The sequence below is a fragment of the Bradyrhizobium sp. HKCCYLRH3099 genome (assembly GCF_051167855.1).
Classification (GTDB): Bacteria; Pseudomonadota; Alphaproteobacteria; order Rhizobiales; family Xanthobacteraceae; genus Bradyrhizobium.
This window is the reverse complement of record NZ_JBNPTW010000016.1, coordinates 120,024-144,406: the sequence shown is the minus strand read 5'-3', so window position 1 is coordinate 144,406 and position 24,383 is coordinate 120,024. Positions and strand designations below refer to the sequence as shown.

Annotated in this window: 24 protein-coding genes; 8 read left to right on the top strand and 16 right to left on the bottom strand. The window is 66.0% G+C overall.

Features of this window, described 5'->3' with window-relative positions; all coding sequences use genetic code 11:
* The first annotated feature begins 1 nt into the window (after position 1).
* Complete coding sequence (gene exbD / locus ACQR1Y_RS26055; RefSeq protein ID WP_434857130.1) at positions 2 to 427, top strand: TonB system transport protein ExbD; 426 nt, start codon at positions 2 to 4, stop codon at positions 425 to 427.
* Positions 424 to 1,371 (top strand): TonB family protein, encoded by a 948-nt coding sequence (locus ACQR1Y_RS26050; protein WP_434876991.1) that lies wholly within the window; start codon positions 424 to 426, stop codon positions 1,369 to 1,371. The genes exbD and ACQR1Y_RS26050 overlap by 4 nt, the downstream gene beginning before the upstream one ends.
* Before the next feature lie 27 nt (positions 1,372 to 1,398).
* Here the strand turns inward: ACQR1Y_RS26050 and ACQR1Y_RS26045 are convergent, their stop codons facing one another.
* Complete coding sequence (locus ACQR1Y_RS26045; RefSeq protein ID WP_434876990.1) at positions 1,399 to 1,740, bottom strand: hypothetical protein; 342 nt, start codon at positions 1,738 to 1,740, stop codon at positions 1,399 to 1,401.
* Positions 1,741 to 1,797: 57 nt separating this feature from the next.
* On the bottom strand, positions 1,798 to 2,640 hold the full coding sequence (locus ACQR1Y_RS26040) for a hypothetical protein (protein WP_434857127.1): 843 nt from the start codon (positions 2,638 to 2,640) through the stop codon (positions 1,798 to 1,800).
* Positions 2,641 to 3,761: 1,121 nt separating this feature from the next.
* Here ACQR1Y_RS26040 and ACQR1Y_RS26035 point away from each other — a divergent pair.
* Positions 3,762 to 4,118: an EF-hand domain-containing protein gene (locus ACQR1Y_RS26035; protein ID WP_434857258.1), complete on the top strand. Its 357-nt coding sequence runs from the start codon at positions 3,762 to 3,764 to the stop codon at positions 4,116 to 4,118.
* Positions 4,119 to 4,206: 88 nt separating this feature from the next.
* Here ACQR1Y_RS26035 and ACQR1Y_RS26030 read toward each other — a convergent pair whose 3' ends face one another.
* Positions 4,207 to 5,034: a response regulator transcription factor gene (locus ACQR1Y_RS26030; protein WP_434876989.1), complete on the bottom strand. Its 828-nt coding sequence runs from the start codon at positions 5,032 to 5,034 to the stop codon at positions 4,207 to 4,209.
* Between the two features lie 119 nt (positions 5,035 to 5,153).
* Here ACQR1Y_RS26030 and ACQR1Y_RS26025 point away from each other — a divergent pair, with 119 nt between their 5' ends.
* Complete coding sequence (locus ACQR1Y_RS26025) at positions 5,154 to 7,529, top strand: TonB-dependent receptor (protein ID WP_434876988.1); 2,376 nt, start codon at positions 5,154 to 5,156, stop codon at positions 7,527 to 7,529.
* A 361-nt stretch (positions 7,530 to 7,890) separates the two neighbouring features.
* Here the strand turns inward: ACQR1Y_RS26025 and ACQR1Y_RS26020 are convergent, their stop codons facing one another.
* Positions 7,891 to 8,013: a hypothetical protein gene (locus ACQR1Y_RS26020; protein WP_434876987.1), complete on the bottom strand. Its 123-nt coding sequence runs from the start codon at positions 8,011 to 8,013 to the stop codon at positions 7,891 to 7,893.
* On the opposite strand from ACQR1Y_RS26020, the gene ACQR1Y_RS26015 reads away from it, so the two are divergent.
* Both ACQR1Y_RS26015 and ACQR1Y_RS26010 read left to right on the top strand, forming a co-directional pair.
* Positions 8,003 to 10,966, top strand: a complete 2,964-nt coding sequence (locus tag ACQR1Y_RS26015) for an autotransporter domain-containing protein (RefSeq protein WP_434876986.1) — start codon at positions 8,003 to 8,005, stop codon at positions 10,964 to 10,966. The two genes, ACQR1Y_RS26020 and ACQR1Y_RS26015, sit on opposite strands and share 11 nt — an antisense overlap.
* Positions 10,967 to 11,335: 369 nt before the next feature.
* On the top strand, positions 11,336 to 11,671 hold the full coding sequence (locus ACQR1Y_RS26010; protein WP_434877159.1) for a hypothetical protein: 336 nt from the start codon (positions 11,336 to 11,338) through the stop codon (positions 11,669 to 11,671).
* A gap of 126 nt (positions 11,672 to 11,797) precedes the next feature.
* Here the strand turns inward: ACQR1Y_RS26010 and ACQR1Y_RS26005 are convergent, their stop codons facing one another.
* The 8 genes from ACQR1Y_RS26005 to pgm all read right to left on the bottom strand — a co-directional run bounded on the left by ACQR1Y_RS26005 (position 11,798) and on the right by pgm (position 18,673).
* Positions 11,798 to 12,895 (bottom strand): alkene reductase, encoded by a 1,098-nt coding sequence (locus tag ACQR1Y_RS26005; protein WP_434876985.1) that lies wholly within the window; start codon positions 12,893 to 12,895, stop codon positions 11,798 to 11,800.
* Positions 12,896 to 13,182: 287 nt separating this feature from the next.
* The gene (locus ACQR1Y_RS26000; protein WP_434857121.1) at positions 13,183 to 13,578 is read right to left on the bottom strand and encodes a RidA family protein; all 396 of its coding nucleotides are present in this window, start codon (positions 13,576 to 13,578) and stop codon (positions 13,183 to 13,185) included.
* A gap of 146 nt (positions 13,579 to 13,724) precedes the next feature.
* Positions 13,725 to 14,492 (bottom strand): SDR family NAD(P)-dependent oxidoreductase, encoded by a 768-nt coding sequence (locus ACQR1Y_RS25995; RefSeq protein ID WP_434876984.1) that lies wholly within the window; start codon positions 14,490 to 14,492, stop codon positions 13,725 to 13,727.
* 89 nt (positions 14,493 to 14,581) lie between these two features.
* Positions 14,582 to 14,812: a tautomerase family protein gene (locus ACQR1Y_RS25990; protein WP_434876983.1), complete on the bottom strand. Its 231-nt coding sequence runs from the start codon at positions 14,810 to 14,812 to the stop codon at positions 14,582 to 14,584.
* Between the two features lie 25 nt (positions 14,813 to 14,837).
* The gene (locus tag ACQR1Y_RS25985; RefSeq protein ID WP_434877158.1) at positions 14,838 to 16,076 is read right to left on the bottom strand and encodes a lytic murein transglycosylase; all 1,239 of its coding nucleotides are present in this window, start codon (positions 16,074 to 16,076) and stop codon (positions 14,838 to 14,840) included.
* Between the two features lie 223 nt (positions 16,077 to 16,299).
* Entirely contained in the window at positions 16,300 to 16,521 is a 222-nt protein-coding gene (locus ACQR1Y_RS25980; RefSeq protein ID WP_434876982.1) for a hypothetical protein, read from the bottom strand.
* A gap of 51 nt (positions 16,522 to 16,572) precedes the next feature.
* Entirely contained in the window at positions 16,573 to 16,797 is a 225-nt protein-coding gene (locus ACQR1Y_RS25975) for a hypothetical protein (protein ID WP_434876981.1), read from the bottom strand.
* A gap of 235 nt (positions 16,798 to 17,032) precedes the next feature.
* Positions 17,033 to 18,673 carry a phosphoglucomutase (alpha-D-glucose-1,6-bisphosphate-dependent) gene (gene pgm / locus ACQR1Y_RS25970; protein WP_434876980.1) on the bottom strand — a complete coding sequence of 547 codons (1,641 nt, stop codon included), beginning with the start codon at positions 18,671 to 18,673 and terminating at the stop codon, positions 17,033 to 17,035.
* 466 nt (positions 18,674 to 19,139) lie between these two features.
* Between pgm and ACQR1Y_RS25965 the strand changes: the two genes are divergently transcribed.
* A complete protein-coding gene (locus ACQR1Y_RS25965; RefSeq protein WP_434876979.1) occupies positions 19,140 to 19,796 on the top strand; it encodes a hypothetical protein in 657 nt (218 codons plus the stop codon).
* 24 nt (positions 19,797 to 19,820) lie between these two features.
* On the opposite strand, the gene ACQR1Y_RS25960 is transcribed toward ACQR1Y_RS25965, so the two are convergent.
* From ACQR1Y_RS25960 to ACQR1Y_RS25945, 4 genes are all read right to left on the bottom strand, one after another.
* On the bottom strand, positions 19,821 to 20,360 hold the full coding sequence (locus ACQR1Y_RS25960; RefSeq protein ID WP_434876978.1) for a hypothetical protein: 540 nt from the start codon (positions 20,358 to 20,360) through the stop codon (positions 19,821 to 19,823).
* 13 nt (positions 20,361 to 20,373) lie between these two features.
* Positions 20,374 to 21,549, bottom strand: coding sequence for a zinc-dependent alcohol dehydrogenase (locus tag ACQR1Y_RS25955; RefSeq protein WP_434876977.1), 1,176 nt, complete (start codon positions 21,547 to 21,549; stop codon positions 20,374 to 20,376).
* Between the two features lie 93 nt (positions 21,550 to 21,642).
* Positions 21,643 to 22,131, bottom strand: coding sequence for a hypothetical protein (locus ACQR1Y_RS25950; RefSeq protein ID WP_434876976.1), 489 nt, complete (start codon positions 22,129 to 22,131; stop codon positions 21,643 to 21,645).
* Positions 22,132 to 22,345: 214 nt separating this feature from the next.
* A complete protein-coding gene (locus ACQR1Y_RS25945) occupies positions 22,346 to 22,729 on the bottom strand; it encodes a hypothetical protein (RefSeq protein WP_434876975.1) in 384 nt (127 codons plus the stop codon).
* Between the two features lie 344 nt (positions 22,730 to 23,073).
* On the opposite strand from ACQR1Y_RS25945, the gene ACQR1Y_RS25940 reads away from it, so the two are divergent.
* Complete coding sequence (locus tag ACQR1Y_RS25940; protein ID WP_434857110.1) at positions 23,074 to 24,372, top strand: TadE/TadG family type IV pilus assembly protein; 1,299 nt, start codon at positions 23,074 to 23,076, stop codon at positions 24,370 to 24,372.
* Positions 24,373 to 24,383 lie beyond the last annotated feature (11 nt).

The following is a 24,383-nucleotide window of genomic DNA, read 5'->3' as shown; positions in this document are numbered from 1 at the left end:
CATGGCGGTCAAGCTCGCCAAGCGTCCCGACGAGTTCGAGGAGACGCACGACATCAACGTGACGCCGTTCATCGACGTCATGCTGGTGCTGCTGATCATCTTCATGGTGGCCGCGCCGCTCGCCACCGTCGATATTCCCGTCAATCTGCCGGCGATCTCGGCCGAGCCGCAGCCGCGCGCGGAGACGCCGGTGTTCGTGACGTTCAAGGCTGACCGGTCGCTCGCCGTGGGTGATCAAAGCGTCGCGCAGGCCGACATCGCCGCCACGCTGGATGCGGCGACGAAGTCCGATCACGGCCAGCGCGTGCTGCTGCGCGCCGACCAGACGCTGCCCTATGGCGAAGTGATGGCGCTGATGAACACGCTGCGTCGCGCCGGCTACACCAAGGTGGCGCTGGTCGCGCTGGAAGACCGGGCCGCGCCGTGAGCGTCCTGACGCTCAATCCGTTCGAGAATGAAGACCGTCGCGAGCGGGCGGTGTGGACGACGGCGGCGCTGGTGGTGGCGGGGCTGCATGTCGGACTCGCCATTGGCTATTTGCTGCTGCGTCCTGCTCCGCAAGGGCGCGCCGAAGCTCCGGCGTTCGATGTCGTGTTCACGCCGGCGGTCGTGAGCGAACCCGCTCCCGCGATCCAGGACACGCCACAGGCCGAGCCCTCGACACCGGTCGAACCGCCAAAGGAAGAGGTCAAGGAGGAGCCCGTTGCGCGCGAGGCCGTCGCCGAGCCCGCGCCGCAGCCGTCCTCCGAGCCTGAGCCGCAGGTCATGGCGCAGCCGGAGCCGGTGCCCGACGTGCCGCCATCACCGGAGCCCGCTCCGCAGGTCGCGCTCGCGCCCGAACCGCCGCGCGCCGACGACGTCGTGCTGCCGCCGCCACCGCCGCCGAAGCCGGTCGAGGCCAAGCCGCCGGAGTCGAAGCCGGCTCCCGTGCCTGAACGCGTCGAGCGCAAGCCGGTCGACAAGAAGGAGACGAAGGAGAAGGTCGAGAAGAAGCCCGCGCCGGCGAAGCCCGCTGCCGCGCCGGCCAGCCGGCCCTCGCGGATGGCCGCGGCCCCCAATAGCGGCGAGGACAGTGCCGGCGCCCGCGAAGGTCAGGCCAACTGGAATCGCCAGGTCGAAGCGCAGATCGGCCGGGCGGCCGCCTATCCGTCCGATGGCAATGGTGCCAGCGGCACGGTCGTGGTCAGTGTGGTCATCGACCGCAACGGACGGCTGCTGTCGCGCCGGCTCGCCGGGAGTTCGGGCTCTCCGGCGCTCGATCGTGCGGCCCTGTCGATCATCGAACGGGCTCAGCCGTTCCCGCGCTTCCCTCCGGTGATGACCATGGCGCAGGTGTCGCGCAGCGTGCCGTTGCGCCTGCGGCCGCGCTGAGCGGCCGCGAGGCTGCGGGCGTACCGGTCACTTCGAACATTCGGTGAGATCGGTATCGCGTATGATGAACTGCGCGCCTTCCTTCAACTCGATGTTCTTGGCGATACAGGTGCGGCCGCCTTGTTCCGACAGCTTGATGTCGTAGCGGCCCGACTTGACGCCGACCAGGGTCATGCGCTCGTTATGGTCGACCATGCCCTCGTCGTCGTTCTTGCACTGATCGGTGCCCCAGCTCTTGGTGCCTGCGGCCGCCAGGTACATCTTCACGATGGTCTGTCCGGTGCGATTGAGAAAGCGCGGGCCGTCTTCGGCGTGAGCGGCAAAGCCGGCCAGTGTGAGCATGGCGCAGGCGGTGACGAGGCGGCGCATGACGAGTGTCCTTTGCTTCTGATGGAGGATGAGATGAGGAGCCGGCAGCGGGCCTGATCAGAAATCCTTGCCGATGCTGGTCTTGATCGCGAGGCCGCGCGAGGCATTGGTCAGGCCGTAGCCGACGCCGAAGCTGAACTCGAACCCCTTGAAGCGGGTATCGGCCACCGCATAGAGCGTCTGCATCTGCTGATGCCAGGGCAGGATGTGGCCGATCGGCCCGAGATTGGAGAAATGCTCGATGCCAACCGTCCAGCGGTCGCTCAGGCGCTTGACGAAACGGACCGATGGCTCGAAGGCCGAGCCGGCGCCGACGACGCCGAAGGTCATGTTGGCGTTGAAGATCAACTGGTAGTCGTTGGGCAGATTGACGCCGACGATCGGCGTGATCATCTGCGACACGCGCGGCATGGCCTCTTGCACGAAACGAGGCGCGCCCGGCTGACCGGCGGCGCCCTTGTTGGCGACCCACAGATCCGGCGTCAGGCCGCCCTGCGGCGCCAGGATGGTGCGTGAGACGAGGCCGAGGAACACCGTGCGCTCGAGCCGGTCGCCCTGGATGAAGGTCTGGCGTATCGTCACGCCGCCGGACTGGAATGAGTAGCCGGGCACGCCATTGTCCATCACGTTGCCCAGTGCCATCGGCACATTGGCGCGCGCGAACGCATAAGGCGAGGTCAGCGCGATTTCGTACCATTCGGTCGGCGAATAGCCGATCTCGGTCTCACCGGTCAGCGCGCGCTGCGGCACGCGGCGACCGCCGTTCTGCTGCGGGTTGAACGTGGTGAGATAGCCGAAGCGTTGCTCGATCTGGAAGTGACCGGGGGAGGCGGGATCGTTACCCTGGATCTCTTCGGCCCGCGCAGCGAACGGCGCGAACAGGAGGGTGGCGGCGGCCATGATCCATCGCGATCCTCCTCGTCCACGTCGTCGTCTTGCAATGCCCGCCGATTGCATATCCTCGCGCTCCCCGTGACTTCAGCAGCTAACGAGTCGGAGCGGCAAAAAAATGCGGTGGTCTCGGCTGAAAGGTGACGCAATCGGGAACGATCCGTTGCGGATCGCCGCATTTCTCAGCTGATTGTTTGGTTCGAAGGCAATAGGGATGTTTCGGCAAGCCGATCGGGATATCTTCGCCGATACAATATGGCGTCCCATCCGCGAATGAATCTCAGCGCTGCGATGAATGTGGCGTGTTGCAAACACATTGAGGTCATAGAGCGGGGAAAACATGCGCTGCAGCATGTATCGCTGATCGCCGCATCAGCCAGAGAATGGATGTGCCCGTGCTTCGCACTTTCGGTCATCGTCGCCGCCGATCTCTCCAGCCGATGCGGTCGGGACTGGCGATCGCACTCCTGTTGTCCCTGCTGAGTGTGGTGCCTGGGGCCGCCGTTGCGGAAGAATCGCTGCGAGATCAGTTGGAGGCCTGGTGGAAGCAGACCCAGGTCGGCAAGCACGCGAGGAAGGGTTGCGCCAGATCCGAGCACGGCTGCGCCAAGCCCGTGATCGCCCGATCGCGCAACGGACGCGAAGCCGCGATGGCGCCGCCCGAGGCGGAGCATGGTCGCGTTACGCATGCCAGGCGCGCGTCGTCCGGAAAGGATGTCGAGGCCGCAGGGCAGGCGGCGCCGGCAGCGGACATGAGTATCGCCGAGGCGCCAAAGCCGCGACGCGCAGCGAAGCGGGGGCGTCACCTTGCCGCCAATGCCCGTGCCGAGGCGGGAGCAGGCCCCGTCGCCCGTGAGGATGGGCCGCGTCGCGACCGACCTGGGAGATATTTCCTGCATGGGCCCAGGTTCTAGTCCCGGCCCGCCTACAGTAAATTCCCGGACGTCTCGTTCTTGCACTTGCGAAATTGGAACACGTCCCATAGGTCAACGTCACGCGTCGCCGCGGTGAAACCGCTGGTGCGCGTCAACGTTGTTACCGCGCCCTTCATCGCCGCCCCCGTTGGACGGCGGAGACAAAGGATCAATTCGATGAATTGGAAACTGATGATGACGGCAGCCGCCGTCGGCATGGCTGCGATTGTCGGCGCTTCCACGATGGCGGTGAGCGCACCGGCTCCCTCGAAGCTGCTGGTATCCATCGACCCGGACAAGGACGGCACCGCCGACATGAACGAGGTTCGCGCCGCGGCCCTCGCCCTGTTCGATCGCCTCGATCGCGACCATGACGGCACGCTGGACGTCAAGGAGCTGCGTGGCCGCGTCTCGGCCAAGGATCTCAAGGCCGCCGATCCCGACAATGACGGGACCCTGACCAAGGGCGAGTACATGGCGCTGGTCGAGGGCCGCTTCAAGGCTGCCGATCCTGACAATGACGGCACGCTCGACGCGAAAGAGCTGAAGTCGGTCGCCAAGCTTTTGAAGTAAGCACGCGGTCCGTCCCGGACCGTTCGACATGGGATGAGGCCCGCGACGGGACACCGTCGTGGGCCTTCTGCTTGCGGGCGCGGCTTGATCACGCGCCCGGCCGTGACATCTCCACCGCGAGGCGGACCAGGTCCGGCAGGCTGCGGGCACCGAGTTTTTGCCGCAGCCGGTAGGTCAGGTTGATGACCGTCTTGTAGCTGATGCCGAGCTGGTCGGCGATCGCCTGATAGGATTTCGCCTGCGCCAGCAGGGCGATCGCTTGGCGCTCGCGGGGCGTGAGCTGTGCGGTCGCGCCTCCATCGGCCTCGGTGCCCAACAGCGCAATGCGTTTGGCGAGATCCGGGTCGAGATAGGTGCCGCCGCTCCTGATCTGCTCTAGCGCCCTGGGCAGTTCGTGCGGCGGTGCATCCTTGAGCAGATAGCCGCTGGCGCCTGCGTCGATCGCGGAGCGGACGATGCGGGGGTCGGCCAGCATGCTGAACACCAGGATGCGGGCGCGCGGATCATGCGAGCGCATGCGCTCGATCAGGCCGATGCCGCCGCGCTCATCGCCGTGCAGGCGCAGATCGACCACGGCCGCATCGGGCCGGTCGCGAACATAGGCCTCGTAGCCGCTGTCCGCGTCATGCGCCTCGGACACGGCGCCGATCCCGGCCGCATTGAGCAGCCAGCGGCAGGCCGTGATCACGACCGGGTGGTCATCAACAAGCAGAACGCGATACATCCGAGTGACGGTCTTGCCCTGAAGGCGCAGGCGGCGCCGATGTGTTCTATCATCCCGGTTCCGTTGCAAACCAGCACCGGGTACGACAATGCGGCGGAGCCGAGGGCACACCAAGGCAAAATGATCGCCGATTTCCGGATTCGGGAAGAATCTCCCTAGGGGGTGAAGAATATTGCCCGTTGCGGCCGCCATGGGCGCTATTTACCAATATTACCGTTCGTAAAATCGTGTGAATCGACTGGATTTGGCGGGGGTGCAGCTCGTGGGGCGAGCTGGCGCCGGGTCGGGTCGATCAGAAACTGGGGGACGTCTTGACCAGACTCTCGGCGCTGAAGAGCGCACTTCTCGCGACGTGTGCGTTGCTACCCACGGCTGTTTATGCACAGCAGACATTGCAAACCATCGACGTGGTCGGCGTATCGCCTGTTCAGGGTAGCGAGATCGCGAGGGACAAGGTTCCGTCCAACGTCCAGACGATCACCGCGAAGGATCTCGATCGTACCCGGACTCCGTCGCTGCTCGACGGCATTCTGCAGTCGATGCCGGGCGTCTCGCTCAGCGATCAGACCGGCAACCCGTTCCAGCGCGACCTCGACTACCGCGGCCAGACCGCCTCGCCGGTGCTCGGCACGCCGCAGGGCATCGCCGTCTATCAGAACGGCACCCGCATCAACGAGGCCTTCGGCGACATCGTCAACTGGGACCTGATCCCGGAGATGGCGATCGCGCGCATGACCTTGATGCCGAACAATCCGCTGTTCGGCCTCAACGCCACCGGCGGCGCGATGTCGATCGAGATGAAGAACGGCTTCAACTACCAGGGCGCCGAGACGCAGCTGTTCGGCGGCTCGTTCGGCCGCGTCCAGTCGGGCGCGCAATATGGCTGGAACAACGGCACCTACTCGGCCTATATCGCGGCGGAAGGCGCTTATGACCGCGGCTGGCGCGACTATTCCTCGGCCTCGCAGATCCGGCGCATGTATGCCGATTTCGGCGCGCGCGGCGACACGACGGAATTCCATCTCTCCTTCACCGGCGCCGACAACAAGCTCGGCTCGGTGGCGGCGACGCCGATCGAGATGCTGAACCGGCGCTGGTCCAGCGTCTACACCTGGCCGCAGTCGCTGCATCTGCAGATGCAGATGGTGCAGGCCAGCCTCAAATGGGCGCCGACCGATACGCTGTCGGTCCAGGCCAATGGCTACTACCGCAACTACAAATCCTCGCGCATCGACGGCAACGGCTCCGAAGTGGAGGACGACAACGGCGAGTTCGTCATCGAGGACGCCAACGGAAACGACCTCCCGATCAATCGCGCGGGCCCGACCGCCAACACGCTGGCGGGCAATATCGCGCTTGGCCAGATCGACCGCAATACGGTGAAGACCGACAGCTATGGCGGCTCGCTGCAGGCGACCTCGACCACCCAGCTGTTCGGCCATGACAATCATTTTGTCGTCGGCGCCAGCGTCGATCACGGCAACACCAACTTCCGGGCGACCTCCGAGCTCGGTACCATCGACGACCGGCTGTTCGTGACCGGACTCGGCGTCTACATCGATCAGCCTGATGCCGGCCTTGCGCCGGTCAACCTGAACGCCAAGAACACCTATCTTGGCATCTACGCCACCAATACCTTCGACATCACCTCGCAGCTGGCGCTGACCGCCGGCGGCCGCTTCAACTGGGCGCAGATCAATCTGCGCGACCAGACCGGATTCGCGCCGCTGCTCAACAGCAACAACAACTTCCAGCGCTTCAACCCGGTGGTCGGCCTGACCTACAAGATCACGCCCAACATGACCGCCTATGCCGGCTACTCCGAGGCCAACCGCGCGCCGACGCCGCTCGAGCTCGGCTGTTCGGATCCCGCCAATCCGTGCCTGATCGACAACTTCCTGATCGCCGATCCGCCGCTGAAGCAGGTGGTGTCCCGCACCATCGAGGGCGGCCTGCGCGGCGAGATCTCCGGCGGCCGCTCGGCGCTGGCCGCCGATCTGCCGGCCTATCGCAAGGCGCCGGTCAAGGCCCCGATCCTCGACGATGGCTGGCGGCTGCGCTGGGGCCTGAGCGTGTTCCGCACCGAGAATTCGGACGACATCATCAACGTCGTCGATCCGGCGAACCCCGTGCGCGGCTATTTCAAGAACGCCGGCACCACCCTGCGCCAGGGTGTCGAGGCCAAGCTCGACCTCGCCTGGAACCGGTGGAGCGCCTACGCCAACTACACCTTCATCGACGCCACCTTCCGCAGCGCCTTCGACGTGAACGATCCGTTCCTGGGCATTCCGGTCGGCGTCGTGTCCGGCAACCACATTCCTGGCATTCCGGCGCATCGCCTGAAGTTCGGGGCTGAATATGCCGTGACGGATGCCTGGAAGGTCGGAGCCAGCGTGAACTATGTCGGCACCCAGTATCTGCTGCGGGACGAGACCAATGTCTATCCGAAGGTCCCGTCCTACTGGGTCGTCAATCTGAACACGTCCTATCAGGTAACCAAGAACGTCGAGGTGTTCGGCCTGGTCCAGAACCTGTTCAACCAGCGCTACTACTCGGCGGGCGCCGTATTCGACACGGCCGGCTTCAACACGGCCGGCGGTGGCAACGCGTTCGCCTTCAACGATCCGCGCAGCATGGTGCCGGGCATGCCGCTCGCCGCCTATGCCGGCATCCGCGCCAAGTTCTGACGCGTCGAGGACGGCGGCATCGCATAGGCGCAGTCGCGCCGCTCCACGGAAAGCCCCCCACCGTGGCAGGAAGGCCGGGAGAAATCCCGGCCTTTTCGTTTTTGGCTCGATGCCGGGAGGGGCAGGCGCCGGCGCGTCGCGGTCGTCTTCGCTCCGGAGCGGAGTGTCTTCCTATCCAATCAGTTGTGTCGATGCGGCGCTCTCCCATCGCAACAACTATACAGGTGTACCGACTAATTAGATTGTTAGTTGGATTTTGTCCCTATTATTTCGAGAAAGTTTCGCCTCGCAGAATCTTGCCAAGGTTTCGATGCAATCGCTCATCAACAAGAAGCGTGTGTATTGCGTAGTGTTGGGGGCGTCAGGTGAGATCGAAGACCAGGAAGCGCAGCGAAGCAGCCGCCGCGAGTGTCGTGCTGTTGTCGACATGGATGGCTGCCGGCGAGGCGAGGGCGGAATGCACGACGCCCGGCGTGACCGTCACCTGCAGCGGCACCATCAGCACAGCGATCACGGTGTATGATGCGGCGGCCGCGACGGCGACGCCGGCCGGCGGCGGCAACGGCTACACGCCGGCCAACCCGGCTTTCCCGGCGACGGGCTACAATCCAAATCCGCCGACGGCGACTATCACGCTCGATTCCACAGCCGTCCGCAATCTCACCACCAACACCCAGACGGGCTTGGCCGACCGCGGCATGATCGCGGCCAACTTCTCCAATGACGAGGACCCCGCGGTCAACAACGTCATCATCAACAATGCCGGCTGGCTCAGCCTCACCACCAGCCAGCTCAGCGCCGGCCGGCTGCATGTCATCGTGGCCGACAGCCAGGTCAACAAGTTCACCGTCAACAACACCGGGACGCTCGCCGTCACCCAGAATTTCTTCGGCACGTTCGATCCGACCAAGCTGACGGTTTCGGTCGGCACGACGGCGTCCGCTCGCTACAACGGCACGAACCTCGCGATCATCTCGGCGCTGTTCTCGGACGACAACACCAACAACTTCGTCGTGAACAACAAGGCCGGCGGCACCATCTCCGCGGCCGGCAACTTCGCCGCCGCTTATTTCGGCCGCGCCGACACCACGGTGACCAACTCCGGCACCATCGGCAACACCAGCTGGACGGCGGCCAGCCGGTTCTATGACGGCCACTGGGCCATCGCAGCCTTCGCCGGCGCCGAGTTCGAAACCATCCCCGGCAGCAACCCGGATTCGCCGCTCTACAAGTTCGACTCCAGCGGCAACGTCACCGTCGCCGAGACCAAGGCGTTGACCCTGACCAACAATGCCAATGGCGTCATCAAGGGCGACATCCTGGCGCTGGACACCAATCCGCTGACCACGGCCGCGGGCCTTGCGACGGGTGCGACCTTTCCGCTGACCGGCAGCGGCTCGAACTCCGGCCCGCGCGACAGCGTCATCACCAATGCCGGCCTGATCCAGGGCAATCTCTATCTCGGTTCGGGCGAGCACGAGATCACCAACAGCGGCACCATCGCCGGATCGATCTCGGTCGATCAGAGCGCTTCGCGCGGATCGTTCACCAAGGGCACGGCGGGCACCGTTGACGGCACGTTCCGCAGCTCAGGCTCGGGCACCGACGCCAATGGCAACGCCTGTCCGGCGGCGGGGGCCAACACGGCCGATCCGCTCTGCGCCGCGACGACCTCGGTTGCCGCCACCTTCTTCGGCGAGCGCGTCTTCAATCTGGTCAACACCGGCAAGCTCGGTGGCGACATCGTGATCAACGACCAGGACGGCGCGACCAACACCATCCTGCTCAAGGGAACCGGCTTCAGCGGCAATGTCGTCGCGCAGAATGGGCTCGGCACCAACGAGCTGACGCTCGACGGCGTGACCAGTCTGGCCAGCGTGGTCAATTTCGGCATGCTCGATCTGATGAAGTCGCAGGTCACGGTCAACGGCGGCGCCGGCGTGCAACTCGTCGACGGCGCGGTGCTGCGCACGACGATCTTCGGCCCGGGCGGCACGGCGGCGTCGCCGTCGACCAGGCTCGGCAACATCACGGGCGACGTGACCTTTGCGGGGGCGGGGACGATCGCGCCGACGCTGCAAGGCATCGTCCGCAACGGTGACGTCTATCGCGTCGCGACCTCGGTGTCGGCGACCCCGCTCGACGTCGACTTCTCCAGCGCGCTGGTCGGCTTGACCGCGGATACGTCGACCGGCGCCTTGCTGTTGAAGGCGTCCGTGCGCTCGCCTGCCACGATCGCCGGCATCTCGCCGAGCACGCTGGCGGCCCTGAACGGCCTGTTCGCCTCCACCGGCGGCAATGCGCAGGTGCAGGCGCTCGGCGGCGCCGTGCAGAGCCTCGGCACCGATCGGGAGGTGCGCAATGCCGGCGACCAGCTGCGTCCGTTCGTCAATGGCGCACAGGTCCAGGTGCCGCTCAGCACCGCCGCGCTGTTCCAGACCCAGATCGACAACCGACTGACGGCCGCGGCGGCGTCGCCGAATTCGCGGGTGGCCTCCGCGTTCGCTGCGGAGTCCGATCCTCTGACCTCGATGCTGATGGCGTTTGGTGCGACCAAGGCGCGCCCGGCGCTGAAGGCGCCGGCGCTCTTGCCGGAGCCGGAGCGGACCGTGTGGGGCAGCCTGATCGGCACCAATGTCTCGCAGCATGATGTGGCCGGCGTCGCGGGCTATTCCGGAAACACCGGCGGACTGGTGGCGGGCATCGATCAGCGGATCGACGCTGCGTCCCGCATCGGCGCCGCCTTCGGCTACGCCACCTCGAGCATGGATGATCGGACCGCTCCGGGCGACGCCGTCGGCATGCAGCATTATCAAGGCACGGTCTACGGCGCCTATGTGCAGCCGTCATGGTACGTCAACGGCTCTGCCGGCATCGCGCTGGTCGACTACACCACCACGCGGCGCATCAACTTTGCAGGCTTCAGCGACGCCGCCTCGGGCAGCCACAAGGGCTGGCTGACGACGGTGCGCGGCGAGTTCGGCATGCCGGTCCGGGTCGATCAGGCCGTGCTGACCCCGTTTGCCGGCGTGACCTATGCCCGTCTCGATCAGCAGGCCTACACCGAGACCAGCGCTGCCGGCGCGGCCCTGGCGGTTGCCAAGCAGACGACCAACTCGGTGCGCTCAAACCTCGGCCTGCGCGCGACCGTCCCCTTGCTCGTGACCTCGACCTACGGCTTCGGCCTGGAGACGCTGGCGGCGTGGCGCCACGAGTTCGGCAACACGGCGCAGAACGTCACCGCCAGCTTCGCCGGCGGCGGCGCGACCTTCGTGGCCGCGGGTCCGTCGCCCGAACGCAACCTCGCCGAACTCGGTGCCGCGCTCAAGCTCGTGGCGTTCGGCGAACGCCAATCGATCTCGCTCGGATACAACGCCGTTCTGGGCAGCCAATATCTCGAACAGTCCGCGGTGCTGAAGGTGCGCGCGGAGTTCTGAGGCGGGCGCATTCCAGGTCCAACAGGCGAAAGGCCGGGAGCGATCCCGGCCTTTCGTTTGGCGCGCGCGAATGAGGCTGGGCTGGGAAGGGCGCGCCCGCGCCGCCGCTCACGCCGGACGACAGGCACGCTTCCTATCCGCGAGGTTCACGTCGGGCAATCGTCCCGCGGCCGTGGTGGGAGAGATCGCCGGGCGTGCCAGGAATTTGCGGGTCGCGTGCAATGAGCCGGGATCAACTACGTAGTTCGGCCACAGATCTCACAGAGCTATTGCGCATCCGTCGCAGCGAGCCATGAGGTGATGAACATGAGAAGTCAGTCGTCGATGTCTGCCGCGAGCGTTTTTGCAGCGGCGTTCGCGCTCGGTCTCATGGGCGGTTTTCCGGCTCCCGGCGCGATGGCGCGCGATCTGGACGGTCGCTACGTCAACTCGCCGCTGAAGGGCTGGTTCGAGGGCCTGCGCTCGAGCAAGGGGCCCTGCTGCTCGGATGCCGACGGCACGGCGCTGGCGGATGTCGACTGGGAGATGAAGGACGGCCGCTACCGCGTGCGCATCGAGGGCATCTGGTGGACCGTTCCGAATGAGGCGGTGGTGACCGAGCCCAACCGCGTCGGCAAGCCGATGGTGTGGCCGGTGTATTATCGCGAGCTCAATACGGGCCTGCGGATCGACATCCGCTGCTTCCTGCCGGGAAGCATGATCTAGTTCGATCGGCGCCGCGAATGCACCGCTTGTCGCTGAGCGGGAGGGTGGGCAAAGGCGCAAGGCGAGATGCCTGCCGGCATCATGCTCCGCTTGCTCGCGCGCCGTGCCCACCCTACGAAACCACGACTACTCCGCCGCCTGTGCCGGCTTGAGCGTCGGATAGTCGGTGTAGCCCTTCTCGCCGCCGCCGTAGAGCGTGGCCCGGTCGAGCTCGTTGAGCGGGGCATTCGCCTTGAGGCGTTCGACCAGATCGGGGTTGGCGATGAAGGGGCGGCCGAACGCGATCAGGTCTGCGGCTCCGGCGTCGAGCTGCTTGTCGGCGAGCGCGCGATCGTAGCCATTGTTGGCGATATACGTCCCCTTGAAGCGCTTGCGCAGCGAGGCGTAATCGAACGGCGCGACGTCGCGCGGGCCGCCGGTGGCGCCCTCGATGACGTGGATGTAGACGAGGTTCAGCGCGTTGAGCTGGTCGACGATGTAGTCGAACAAGGCCTGCGGGTTGGAATCGCTGATGTCGTTGGCCGGCGTCACCGGCGACAGGCGGATGCCGGTCTTGTCGGCGCCGATGGCGCCCGAGACAGCCTTGGCGACCTCTAGCATCAGCCGGGCGCGGTTCTCGATCGATCCGCCGTAACCGTCCGTGCGCTTGTTGGCGCCGTCCTTGGCGAACTGGTCGAGCAGGTAGCCGTTGGCGCCGTGGATCTCGACGCCGTCGAAGCCGGCCTCGACCGCATTCAGGGCCGCCTGCCTGAACGCCTCGACGATTCCCGGGATCTCGTTGAGCTCGAGCGCGCGCGGCGCCGAGACATCGGCGAAGGTGCCGCCGACGAAGGTCTTGGTTTTGGCCGCGATGGCCGAGGGCGCGACCGGTGCGCCGCCGTTCGGCTGCAGCGAGACGTGCGAGATGCGGCCCACGTGCCAGAGCTGAATGAAGATGCGCCCGCCCTTGGCGTGCACGGCGTCGGTCACCTTGCGCCAGCCGGCGATCTGCTCTTTCGAATAGATGCCGGGCGTGTCCTGATAGCCTTGGCCCTGCTGCGAGACCTGGCTGGCCTCGGAGATCAGCAGGCCCGCGTCCGCGCGCTGGGCATAATAGGTGGCCGTCAGCGGCCCGGCGGCGAGGCCTTCGCCAGCGCGGTTGCGCGTCAGCGGCGCCATCACGATGCGATTGGCCAGCGTGATCGCACCGAGCTTGGCGGGCTCGAACAGTTTGGATGTGCTCATCGGCTTTTCCTTTGCGGAGGGGACAGGTCAGGGTGAATTGTGCATCGCCGCAGACGGCACAATGGGCAGAGCCATTCAAAAAATGCAGACGGGTTCCGCGCGAGCTGTGCAGAACGGATGTCATCTCCAGCGCTCTCGTGGGAGGAGATCATGCTCGTGGCCAGTCACGATGGTCCCGCGCGCGGGATTACGGCAGCACCACTCCGGTCGTCAGAGCATCCTGGACCGTCGGCCCGATCGATTCGACCGCATGCTCCCGGTGGCTCTGGAGGACAGGGGAGAAGCCATCAGGCGTCAGGAATGCGCGCAACGACCTTCACCTCGAAATCGAACCCGGCCAGCCAATTAACGCCGACAGCGGTGATGTTCGGATAGGGTGGTTCACCAAGAAATTCGTCGCGGACTTTCAGCAGGGTGTCCATTTGCGATGGAGGATCGGTGAGAAACATCGTGACATCGACGATATCTGCGGAGGTGCAGCCCGCAGCACTCAACACCGCCTCCAGGTTCTGAAAGGCAAGCCTGACCTGACGTTGATAATCCGGCTCCGGAGAGCCGTCTTCGCGAGACCCGACTTGCCCCGAGACGAACAGGAGGTCGCCCGAGCGGATCGCCGCCGAATATTTATACTTGTCGTACAGCGCTTGGCGCCCGGCGGGAAACACAGCCTGTCGTCGCGTCATGATCGTCCCTCTCGTCATCCCCCCGGATATATGGTCAGGAGGTCCGTATGACATGAGGTATTCGGTCGCGTGGAACCCGTCTCGGCTTCCGCGCCCGGCAAGCGAGAAGCTTGTTGCGGGACAGCGCGACAGCTACGAGCGCGGGCCTACGGCAGAGCAATTCCGGTCAATTCGCCTAGTCTCGCGATCAGCCCGTCCTGGAATGCCGGATCGGTGGCTTCGCGCGCCGGCTCCTGCTGCCGGAGGTGATGCCAGTAGCGGCCGCTGACCTGCGCCTCGGCATCCTCACTGACGGCGAGCCAGGCTTGCGTCCGTTGCCCGGTGTCGATGTCGACCGGCGCGCCCGCTCCGCCCATGCGCGTGCGCACCCAGCCGGGGTCGACGGCGTTGCTCAGCACCTGGGGCCAGCGTCGCGCCAGCGCAAATGCTAGGGCCACGACGTGCAGCTTGGTCTCGGCATAGGCCTTGGCCGAATCCCAGGGGCGCTTGGTCCAGTCGAGATCGGCCAGCGAGCCTTCGCCGCCGCGATGCAGCCCGCTGCTGAGATACACCAGCCGGGCCGGGCGCTCGATCAACGCGGTTAGCATGTACGGTGCGAGCGTGTTGACGGCGAAGGTGATGGCGTGGCTTTCCGGAGTGTCGCCGCGGCCCGGCTGCGTATAGACGCCGGCATTGTGGATGACCGCGTCCATGCGGCCGATTGCGTTGACCTGGTCTGCGATCTGTCGCGTCTCCTCAGCACTGCTGAGATTGCCCACCGCGATCCCGGCCGCCCGCGATCCCAACTCGCCCAGGACCGCGGCGCGGTCGGCTGTCCGCGCGTGCAGCACCACACGATGCCCCTGATCGAGCAGCGATTGCGCGGCGGCGCGGCCGAGCCCATCGGTGCTGCCGGTAATGAAGACGATGGCCATGGATGATCCTCCGAACGCGTCAGGCTGTCCCGCTCGATCGTCGCAGCGGCAAATCACAACGCTGTGGGTGCGACCATGGCACCATCAGCTCATTGCGGCTCGTAGCCGGGCTTCTTGTAGATCGTACCGGCCTTGTCGATGATGTCGGGCCCGTACACCTTGGCTGTCCATTCATTCGCGGCGACATCCTCGATGCCCACCGAAATGGAATCTTCGGCGGAGTTCAGCGTGCGCACCACTGCTTCGGTGAGCGCCTTTGCCAGCGCCTGCTTCTGCTGTTCGGTCCTGCCCGGGTAGAGCTTGACGATGACGTGAGGCATTGGCCTTATCCTTCGACGTTGATGATCAGCGCGACGCCGTGGCAGGAGCCGGCGCGGCTTGCGCCCGCGGCGTGCCGCCGCGCATTCGTGCCAGCAGCTCCGCCGTCGGCCAGGAATCCGCCGGCAGCCCGAGCCGCTGCTGCATGGTCTTGACCGCGATCCGGCTCTGCTGTCCCAGCACGCCGTCGACCTTGCCGACGTCGAAGCCGGCCTTCACCAGGAGCTGCTGCAGTTCCTTGATCTCGTTGAACGGCAGCTGGGCGACGGGAGCGGTGGGCTTGCGCATCGGGGCGGCGCCGGCGATGCGGGTGGCGAGGTAGGCGGCGGTGGTCGAATAGATCAGCGAATTGTTCCACTCGGTGTAGGCGGCAAAATTGGCGTAGGCCAGGAACGCCGGGCCGTTGCGGCCCATCGGCAGCAGCACCGAGGCTTCCAGCGCATCGTTTGGCAGCGGCCGCCCGTCGGCATAGGTGACGCCGAGACCGGCCCATTTGCTGCGCGCCGCCTTGACGGTCAGATCGGCCTGCTCCCAGGGGAAGCTCGAGGGCACGCGGATCTCCTCCAGCCACGGTTCGCCGCGACGCCATTTCAGCCCCGTGGCGATGTAGTTCGCCGTCGAGCCGATGACGTCGGCGGGGCTGCGCAAGAGGTCGCGCCGGCCGTCGCCATCATAGTCCACGGCGTAGGTCACATAATGCGTCGGCAGGAACTGGGTCTGGCCGAGCTCGCCGGCCCAGGAGCCGATCATCTCGGTCGGCGTGAGATCGCCGCGGTCGATCACCTTCAGCGCGGCGATGGTCTCGTTCTGGAAGCGCTCGCTGCGGCGGCAGTCATAGGCCAGCGACACCAGCGACGGCAGCACCGGCAGATTGCCCATGTTGGCGCCGAAATCGCTCTCCAGCCCCCAGAACGCGGCGATGACCGCCGGCGGCACGCCATACTCCTTCTCGGCGCGCGCGAACGCCGCCGCATGCATCCTGATGTGCTGCTGGCCATTCTGCATCCGGTAGACCGCCGCCATGCGGCCGGCGAACTCGGTGAACAACTGGCCGAACACGCGCTGGCCGCGGTCGCGGTTGACGATGCCCTGGTCGTAGGTGAGGTAGGGCGCGGCAGACGCGATCGCGCGCTGCGAGACGCCGTCGGCGACGGCGCGCTGCTTCAGCTCGGCGAGGAAGCGATCGAAGCTTTGGCCGTTATGGCAGGCCGCGGCGCGCATCGACGGCGCCGGCTTCGGCCGCGGCGCTGCCGCCTCCGGTGCCATCTGCGCCGACGCGCTCGCAGCCAGCATGAAAGAGGTTGCGAGCGCGCTGAAGGTCACGCGCAAGGCAGTCGAAGAGCTTCGCATCCGGTCTCACCGATGGCTGTCTAATCCCTTGTGCCTCCATCGATATCCGAACCGGGGGAAAAGGGAAACGGCCATGGGCAGGTGTCGTGGGCGCGGCGGCGGATCATGCCTTGATCGGCCGATGGGCGCGCTTGTCGGATCAGGCGCATGTCACCCGTCTGCCGTATCTGTCGCGACACACGCGCTCCTTGGTGAGGTCTGGATTGACGCGAGGGGGCAGCCTGACGGAAGTCACCGGCTTGTTGCTGATGTCGCCTTGTCCGGTGACGAAACGTCCCGCCTCGGCTGGGGTCGGCGCGGCAGCGAAGGTCACTGCGATGGCGAGCAGGGCGGCTGTGACCGCGCAGATGGATCTGGTCATGATGGGCTGAGGTCCTGAGTGGGAGGGACTGATCCGCTCGAACGCGAGCCGTCAGTTGCGGCAGGGACGCCAGCGAACCGCGCCGGTGCAGGGCGGCCTCTGGGACACCGTCGTCTTGACGACGGGCGATTTGGCGGTCTGGCGGTCCGGGATGTCGGTCGCGGACTCCCGGCCGGTCACGACCTTCTGGGCGGCGTCGGCCGAGGTGAGGCTTGCGGTGCCGGCGACGAGGCCGAGCAGAACGGCCAGAGCGATCGAGCAGATGCGTGTGGTCATGGGATGATCCCGTCTTGATCTTGATGTCGGTGTCGATCGTGGTGGTGGGCGCAGCATGGCTCGAAGTTCAGCGAGCGCATGTGATGCGGCTCACGTGAGGGCCGGGCGCTGCGAATGACGCCCAGCTGCGGCGCCTGCGTGAGGCGCGCGTGCCGAGACTCGACTCGGGCAAAACGAAAGCCCGCAAGGCGTTTGCGTTGCGGGCTTGTTCGTCGATATGCGTTCGTTCGCGAAGCTACGCGACCTTCGCCAGCGCCGCCTGCGCCTCGCTCTGGATGCGCTTCAGATGTTCCGCATCCCGGAAGCTCTCGGCGTAGAGCTTGTTGACGTCCTCGGTGCCCGAAGGGCGCGCGGCGAACCAGCCGTACTCGGTCTCGACCTTGATGCCCCCGAACGACTGGCCGTTGCCGGGCGCCTTGGTGTGGACGACGCGGACGGGATCGCCGGCCAGCTCATTGAGGTTCAGCTTCTCCGGCGTCAGCGCCTTCAACGCCGCCTTCTGCGGCGGGCTCGCCGGCACATCGATCCGCTCATAGACCGGCGCACCGAGCTCCGAGGTCAGCTCCTTGTAGAGCTCGCTCGGATCGCGGCCGCGCTTGGCCATGATCTCGGCGGCGAGCAGGCCGAGGATCAGGCCGTCCTTGTCGGTGGTCCACACCGTGCCGTCGCGCTTCAGGAACGACGCGCCGGCGCTCTCCTCGCCGGCGAAGCCGAAGCTGCCGGAGCCGAGGCCTTCGACGAACCATTTGAAGCCGACCGGCGTCTCCACCAGCTTGCGGCCGAGCTTCTGCGCGACACGGTCGATCAGCGAGCTTGACACGATGGTCTTGCCGATCGCGGCATCGCCGCGCCAATCGGGCCGATGCGCGAAGAGATAGGCGATCGCGGTTGCCAGATAGTGGTTTGGATTCATCAGCCCGCCCGTGCGCGTCACGATGCCGTGGCGATCGGCGTCTGTGTCGTTGGCAAAGGCGACGTCGAAGCGCTCGCGCATGCCGATCAGGCTCGCCATCGCATAGGGCGACGAGCAGTCCATGCGGATCTTGCCGTCCCAGTCCGCGGTCATGAAGCGGAAGGTCGGATCCACGAGGTCGTTGACGATCGTGGCGTTCAGCCCGTAGCGCTCGATGATCGGCGCCCAATAGGCGATCGCCGCGCCGCCGAGCGGATCGATGCCGATCTTGATGCCGGCGGATTTGATGGCGTCGAGATCGACGGTGTTGGCGAGATCGGCGACATAGGGCGTGATGTAGTCGTGCGCATGCACCGAGCCGCGCTGCTTGGCCTGCTTGTAGCTGATGCGCGAGACGCCATCGAGGTCGTTGGCGAGATAGACGTTGGCCTGGCGCTCGATCTCGGCGGTCGCGTCGGTGTCGGCGGGGCCGCCATGCGGCGGATTGTATTTGTAGCCGCCGTCCTCAGGCGGGTTATGTGACGGCGTGATGACGACGCCGTCGGCGAGATGCGCCGTGCGTCCCTTGTTGTAGGAGATGATGGCGTGCGAGATCACCGGCGTCGGCGTGTAGCCGCCGTCCTTGTCGACCATCACCTCGACGCCATTGGCGCCGAACACCTCCAGCGCACTGGCGAGCGCCGGCTCGGCCAGCGCATGGGTGTCGATGCCGACGAAGAGGGGGCCGTCGAGGCCCTGCTGGCGCCGGTAGTCGCAGAGCGCCTGCGTGGTGGCGAGGATGTGGTTCTCGTTGAATCCGGTCTTCAGCGACGAGCCGCGATGGCCCGAGGTGCCGAAGGCGACGCGCTGGGTCGGCTCATGCGGGTCGGGCTTGAGCGCATAATAGGCCGTGATCAGCCGCGGAATGTTGGCGAGCGCGGCGTTGGCGATCGGCTTTCCGGCGGCGGGGTCGGTCTTGGCCATGGAGCATCCTTCGCAAGTTCGAAAAACAGCGGGGGAGGCGGTTCGTTCCGCCGCCACCCGGCAGGCGGCCCAACATGGCGGCCGGCGGTGATCCGATCAATGGAATTTGTGGGAGGGGGCGACTTGCGCGCGCAAAGCCCGCTGCGGGCGGCCTGGGTCGAAGCCCCACCTGATGACACTCGCGCGATGGCAGTAATGGCCGACCTGTGCGCGCGACATTAACCACTTTGTGCGGAGAGCGGACCGAGCCGCGTCGTTTAAGGCTGGGTTTAACGCATCATAGGAGAAATAGGAGGCCAACGAAGACGCGCGGTTTGCGCGAGGGGATGTCGTCAGGAGCGGGGAAGTGAGAGCGCTTTGTCTCGGCGCGTTGGCCGTCGTTTCAACCTTGGCACTGGCCGGATGCAGCCATCAGCCGCCGCCCCAGGCAACGTTGCCTTGCGTGGACGAGAGCGGAAGAGCCTGCGTGCAAGTGCCGCCGGTCGATCAGCCGAAGCTGCCGGAAGCCGCCGCGAAGGTCACGCGGAAAGCAGCCGTCGCGCGCCGGGCGGCTCACCAGCGCAAGCACGCCCGGGCCGCTCAAAAGCAAACGCCGGCGAAGGTCGTTGTTGCGACGCCCGTACAGAAGCCGAGAGACAAGCGGCCGGAGCCGCTCCCGCCCGCCGACGGCGCGTCCGCTCCCGTCGTCAAGATCCCATCGCCCGTGACCGCGAATCCGTCGAGCCCAGCCAAGATCCAGAGCGAGGTGACCCTCGCAGCGGTGAAGGTGGCGGCCGAATTGGCCGAGCGGATGACGGCGCTGCGCGTGCCCGAGGGGCCCGCCGACACTCGTCTGGTCGCCGTGCTGCTCGCGCGTCCCATGGTGAACGCCGTGAGCGATCTGGCCGGCAAGGTGATCGCGATCGATGAGCGCTATGCCAAGTCGAACGCCAAGATCACCGCGGCCATCAATGCCGCCGGCGCCGCCGAGGTGCTGCTGCTCGAGGGGCAGGCGACCGCGATCACCCGGCTCAGCAACGGCGAGGTGAACGCAGCCGTCGTGGCGCTGGCGTCGCCCGAGGCGGCGGAAGCCTTTCCGAAAATCGCGGGCTTCCGCCTGTTCACGCTCGCGCTGAAGCCTTGAGCCGCAGTCTGGCTCAGGCGTAGCCTAGCTCGCGGCCGTGCTCTGCGCCGGCCGTGGCAACGCGGCCTTCCTCGCGGCGGCAATGCCCTTCGGATAGCCGCTGCGGTCGGTGTACAGCCGCTTGCGGCCGCGCCGGGGATCATGCTGCGCCTTCAAGTCCTGCGCGCAAATGTAGTCCAGCGCGGTGATGCCGCCGACCATGACCATCGCCGCCAGCACGGTGCCCGCGCGCGGGTTACTTGGCCTGAGCTCGCTGGCCAAGGTCACCATGTCGAGCCCGTCGCCCGCGACGCGACTCATCAGGCCGGCCCGCTTCTCCACCGACAACGTCATGACGCCGGCGAACAGCTCGCGCAGTCCGTAGGCGCGCACGAGGCCTTCGCGCCCCTGCATGCCGAGGGCGTTGGTGACCCGGTGCGGCGCCAGCAGTTCGAGCGTGCCGACTGCGATGGAGAACCAGCCGAGGCCGCGGGCCAGACGATCCGCTGAGGTGAGCGAACTCGGGCCGGTCGAGATGATCTTCGGATCGCCCTTGGGCCTGACGAGATTCGAAAAATGGAACATGCGATGCGATCCCTTATGGCTTCAACACGACCTTGACGCAGCTATCCTGCTTGTCGCGGAAGGCGCGATACATCTCAGGGCCCTGCGCCAGCGGCACGGTGTGGGTGATGACGAAGGACGGATCGATCTGGCCGTCCTCGATCCGCCGCGTGAGGTCGTCGGTCCAGCGGTTGACGTGGGTCTGGCCGGTCCTGATCGTCAGGCCCTTGTTCATCAGCGCGCCCATCGGCACCATGTCCGAGAGCCCCGAGTAGACGCCAGGGATCGAAACGATGCCGCCGGGCCGGCAGACATAGATGATCTCGCGCAGCACGTGCGGCCGGTCGTTCTCGAGCATGAACATCTGCTTGGCGCGGTCGAGCACGCTGTCCGGCTGCGCCATGCTGACATGGCTCTCGAAGCCGACGCAGTCGATGCATTTCTCCGGGCCCTTGTTGTCGGTCAGCTCGTTCAGCCGGCCGACGACGCTCTCCTTGTCGAAATTGATCGTGATCGCACCGCCGGCCTCGGCCATCGCCAGCCGCTCCGCAATGCGGTCGATCGCGATCACTTGTTTCGCGCCGAGCAGGATGGCGCTGCGGATCGCCATCTGGCCGACCGGGCCGCAGCCCCACACCGCGACCGTATCGTCTGGCTCGATGTCGCATTGCGCGGCCCCTTGCCAGCCGGTCGGGAAGATGTCGCTGAGGAACAGCGCCTGCTCGTCCGTCATGCTGTCCGGCACCTTGATGTGCGTGGCATCGGCGAACGGCACGCGCAGATATTCCGCCTGGCCGCCGGGATATCCGCCGGTGAGATGCGTGTAGCCGAACAGGCCGGCGGTGGTGTGGCCGAACACCTTCTCCGCCATGTGCTTGTTGCGGTTGGTGGTCTCGCACACCGAGAAATTGCCGCGCCTGCACTGCTCGCACTCGCCGCAGATGATGGTGAAGGGCACGACGATGCGGTCGCCCTTCTTCAGCTTGCCGTTGACGCCGGAACCGACCTCGACGACCTCGCCCATGGTCTCGTGGCCCATGATGTCGCCGGGCATCATCGCGGGGATGTAGTTGTGGAACAGGTGCAGGTCGGAGCCGCAGATCGCGCAGCTCGTCACCTTGATGATGGCGTCTCGCGCGTCCTCGATCTCGGGATCGCTGACCGTGTCGCAGCGGATGTCCTCTTTGCCATGCCAGACCAGCGCCTTCATGCAATCCTCCGGAGAATGTCCCGGGGGAAAGTCGGCAAGCGCTGGATGGTTGCTAGCGGCGCGGCGTTTTTGCGCCGCGCGCATGCACCGCGTTCAGTCGGTGAAATCGAGGCTGAAGCGGCCGAGGCTGGTGGTCTTCGTCGTGAAGGCGACAGTCTTGCCGTTCAGCTGCGCCAGCGTGCCCGCGGCATATTTGATCACTGCCTTGCCGAAGCCCGCCGTGCCCGCCGGCTGACCGTCGTTGAGCACGACGGTCGCGCTGCCTTCACTCATCTGTGTGACAGCAAAGCCCCCCGTGATGCGGTGAACGCCGCCGGCGAACTGATAGGTCCCTTTCGGACCGTCCCATTCGGCGACGTTGACCGCGGTGTAGACCGCGCCCTTCATGGCGCCGTCGACGGCAAAGCAGGAGAACTGCACGGTGGCGAGCGCGTGTCCGGGACGATCGCCGATCGGCTCGGGCAGCGACGGGCCGATGATGCTGCATTCGTAGTGCGCGAGAACCTCGGCGCGTGCGGCCGAGGCAACGCAGGAGACGAGGACGATGGAGCCGAGCAGGACGAGCGACTGGAAACGCGTCATGGGTGACCTCCCTCGCTGATGCGGCGGCTTCGGTTCCACGTCGGCGGGACGCGATGCGTCCCGGAGCCGATGCCAGCTCTATGGATGGGAAGGGAAGGCCCGCGGTCGCGTGCGCGCATTGATCTGAGTCAACGTCAGGCTGTCCGCCGACGCAGATGCGCGCCAGAGGATTCCGCAGGCTTTCGCCAGGCAACAACGATGGAGGCGGCGGCGGTCAGGCGGCCTTCTTGGACTTTGCGGACTTCTTCGCCGGTTTGCTGTCCGCCTTCGACTTCGCCGGCGCGATCTCGTCCTTCTTCGGCTCGGCCTTCTTGACCTCTGCCTTCTTCGGCAGCTCGGCGGCCGCCGCCTGGCGCATTGCCCGGGCGTAGCTGTCGGCGACGTTGTCGGCGGAGATCAGGAGCCGGCGCGCCGCGGCGCTGGCCTGCTCGACCACCTCGCGGGCGAGCAGCTTGAAGCGCTCCTTGGCGTCCTTGTCCTTGGCCTTCATGGCCAAGCCGTTGAAGCGGTCCTTCCGTTTCTTTGCCGCTGCCAGAAGGCTCTTGTTCTGCTGCTTGGCCAGTTGCCGGATCACGGCATCAAGATCGGCATCCGCCATCGTCGTCCTCAAACCCCAGAGAATCAGCGCGCCCCCGCGCTGCAAAGCGCGCGGACTATGCAATCGGCGCGGCCGCATTGCAATCGGGGTACCATGAGAGGGGCAGGCACGGCCTGGGCGGCGGGCGCACGGAGCGAAGGCCGGACACCTGCCGCGGGATGGCCGGCCCACCGCCCTCGCGCATGGCAGTCATGCCGCGCCTGCTGGTGCGAAGGCACCGCTCCAAGCCGGCTTACGACATTCGGAAACGAAACGTAACGGAGATTCGGCAATTCAATAAATTTCAAAGCAACGGTTGATCCGCAACATCGCCGCCGACATCACCGTTTGTTGGAGTTGCGGCCGTGCGGCCCGGATACCGATACCTCAGGCTTCTGTCGCGCTTCAGCCGCGACCGGAATGGCAATATCGCGATCATCTTCGCGCTCGCTCTGCTGCCGATCCTCACCTTCGTCGGCTCGGCCATCGACTATTCGATGGCGGTGCGCGCCAAGGCGAAGCTGTCGGCTTCGATCGACGCCGCGATGCTGGCGGCAACCGGCTACACCGCGATGCGTGGAACCACGGCCGACGCCAAGACCGCGGCGACCAACATGTTCAACGGCCAGATGGCGGCCCACAATCTGAAGTCCGATTCGCTGAACATCACGGTGACCGACAGCGTGAGCGCCCGGACAGTGACCGGGACCGGCAGCGTCGTGGTCAAGACGGCCTTCATGTACATGTTCGGCTTCCCGACCATGACCGTCTCGGCCTCGTCCTCGGCCTCCGCGTCGTTCCCGACCTATATGGACTTCTACGTGCTGGTCGACAATTCGCCGTCGCAGGGCCTCGGCGCGACGACCGCCGACATGACCAAGCTGCAGAACGCGACGTCGGACAAATGCGCCTTCGCCTGCCACGACGTCTACACGTCGAGCACGAAGAAGACGCTGCAGACCAACAGCTACTACCAGATCGCCAAAAACAAGGGCGTGACGATGCGGATCGACGTGGTGCGCTCGGCGACCCAATCGCTGACGGACACCGCCACCGCCAGCCAGGTGGTCAGCAACCAGTACCGCATGGCGGTCTACAGCCTGGGCAGCGACTGCGGCTCGCTGGGATTGACGACGGTCGCCAGCCTGTCGTCGAGCATGTCGTCGGTGAAGTCGTCGGTCGGCTCGCTGGACCTGATGACCATTCCCTATAGCGGCTACAACAACGACCAGTGCACCGATTTCGACGGCGCGATGTCGGCCATCAGCGGCGTCATCCCGGCGCAGGGCGACGGCTCGTCCACCAGCCCGCAGAAGTGGCTGTTCTTCGTCTCCGACGGCGTCGCCGACTACAACTATCCGACCACCTGCAGCAAGACGACGGTCTCCGGCGGACGCTGCCAGGAGCCGCTGAACACCGCGACCTGCACCGCGCTGAAGGCGCGCGGCATCAAGATCGCGGTGCTCTACACCACCTATCTCGCGATCACCAACAATAGCTGGTACACGACCTATATCGCGCCGTGGCGCAACGACATCGGCACCGTGATGAAGTCCTGCGCCAGCCCGGGCTACTACTACGAGGTCGACTCCAGCGGTAGCATCGGCGCCGCCCTGACCGCGCTGTTCCAGCAGGCGATCGCCTCCGCACATCTCACCAAGTAAGCCGGTCCCGC

Coding starts and splice junctions, on each gene's coding strand:
- ACQR1Y_RS25990 (WP_434876983.1), bottom strand. CDS start 14,812: ATGCCTCACGTCATCGTCAAGCTCTACCCGGGCAGGACCGAACAGCAG.
- ACQR1Y_RS25955 (WP_434876977.1), bottom strand. CDS start 21,549: ATGAAGGCGCTGGTCTGGCATGGCAAAGAGGACATCCGCTGCGACACG.
- ACQR1Y_RS25960 (WP_434876978.1), bottom strand. CDS start 20,360: ATGTTCCATTTTTCGAATCTCGTCAGGCCCAAGGGCGATCCGAAGATC.
- pgm (WP_434876980.1), bottom strand. CDS start 18,673: ATGGCCAAGACCGACCCCGCCGCCGGAAAGCCGATCGCCAACGCCGCG.
- ACQR1Y_RS26035 (WP_434857258.1), top strand. CDS start 3,762: ATGGCTGCGATTGTCGGCGCTTCCACGATGGCGGTGAGCGCACCGGCT.
- ACQR1Y_RS26030 (WP_434876989.1), bottom strand. CDS start 5,034: ATGGCGGCCGCAACGGGCAATATTCTTCACCCCCTAGGGAGATTCTTC.
- ACQR1Y_RS25980 (WP_434876982.1), bottom strand. CDS start 16,521: ATGACCAGATCCATCTGCGCGGTCACAGCCGCCCTGCTCGCCATCGCA.
- ACQR1Y_RS25945 (WP_434876975.1), bottom strand. CDS start 22,729: ATGGCGGATGCCGATCTTGATGCCGTGATCCGGCAACTGGCCAAGCAG.
- ACQR1Y_RS25985 (WP_434877158.1), bottom strand. CDS start 16,076: ATGGCACCGGAGGCGGCAGCGCCGCGGCCGAAGCCGGCGCCGTCGATG.
- ACQR1Y_RS26010 (WP_434877159.1), top strand. CDS start 11,336: ATGGGCGGTTTTCCGGCTCCCGGCGCGATGGCGCGCGATCTGGACGGT.
- ACQR1Y_RS26005 (WP_434876985.1), bottom strand. CDS start 12,895: ATGAGCACATCCAAACTGTTCGAGCCCGCCAAGCTCGGTGCGATCACG.
- ACQR1Y_RS25975 (WP_434876981.1), bottom strand. CDS start 16,797: ATGACCACACGCATCTGCTCGATCGCTCTGGCCGTTCTGCTCGGCCTC.
- ACQR1Y_RS25995 (WP_434876984.1), bottom strand. CDS start 14,492: ATGGCCATCGTCTTCATTACCGGCAGCACCGATGGGCTCGGCCGCGCC.
- ACQR1Y_RS25950 (WP_434876976.1), bottom strand. CDS start 22,131: ATGACGCGTTTCCAGTCGCTCGTCCTGCTCGGCTCCATCGTCCTCGTC.
- exbD (WP_434857130.1), top strand. CDS start 2: ATGGCGGTCAAGCTCGCCAAGCGTCCCGACGAGTTCGAGGAGACGCAC.
- ACQR1Y_RS26045 (WP_434876990.1), bottom strand. CDS start 1,740: ATGCGCCGCCTCGTCACCGCCTGCGCCATGCTCACACTGGCCGGCTTT.
- ACQR1Y_RS26040 (WP_434857127.1), bottom strand. CDS start 2,640: ATGGCCGCCGCCACCCTCCTGTTCGCGCCGTTCGCTGCGCGGGCCGAA.
- ACQR1Y_RS26000 (WP_434857121.1), bottom strand. CDS start 13,578: ATGACGCGACGACAGGCTGTGTTTCCCGCCGGGCGCCAAGCGCTGTAC.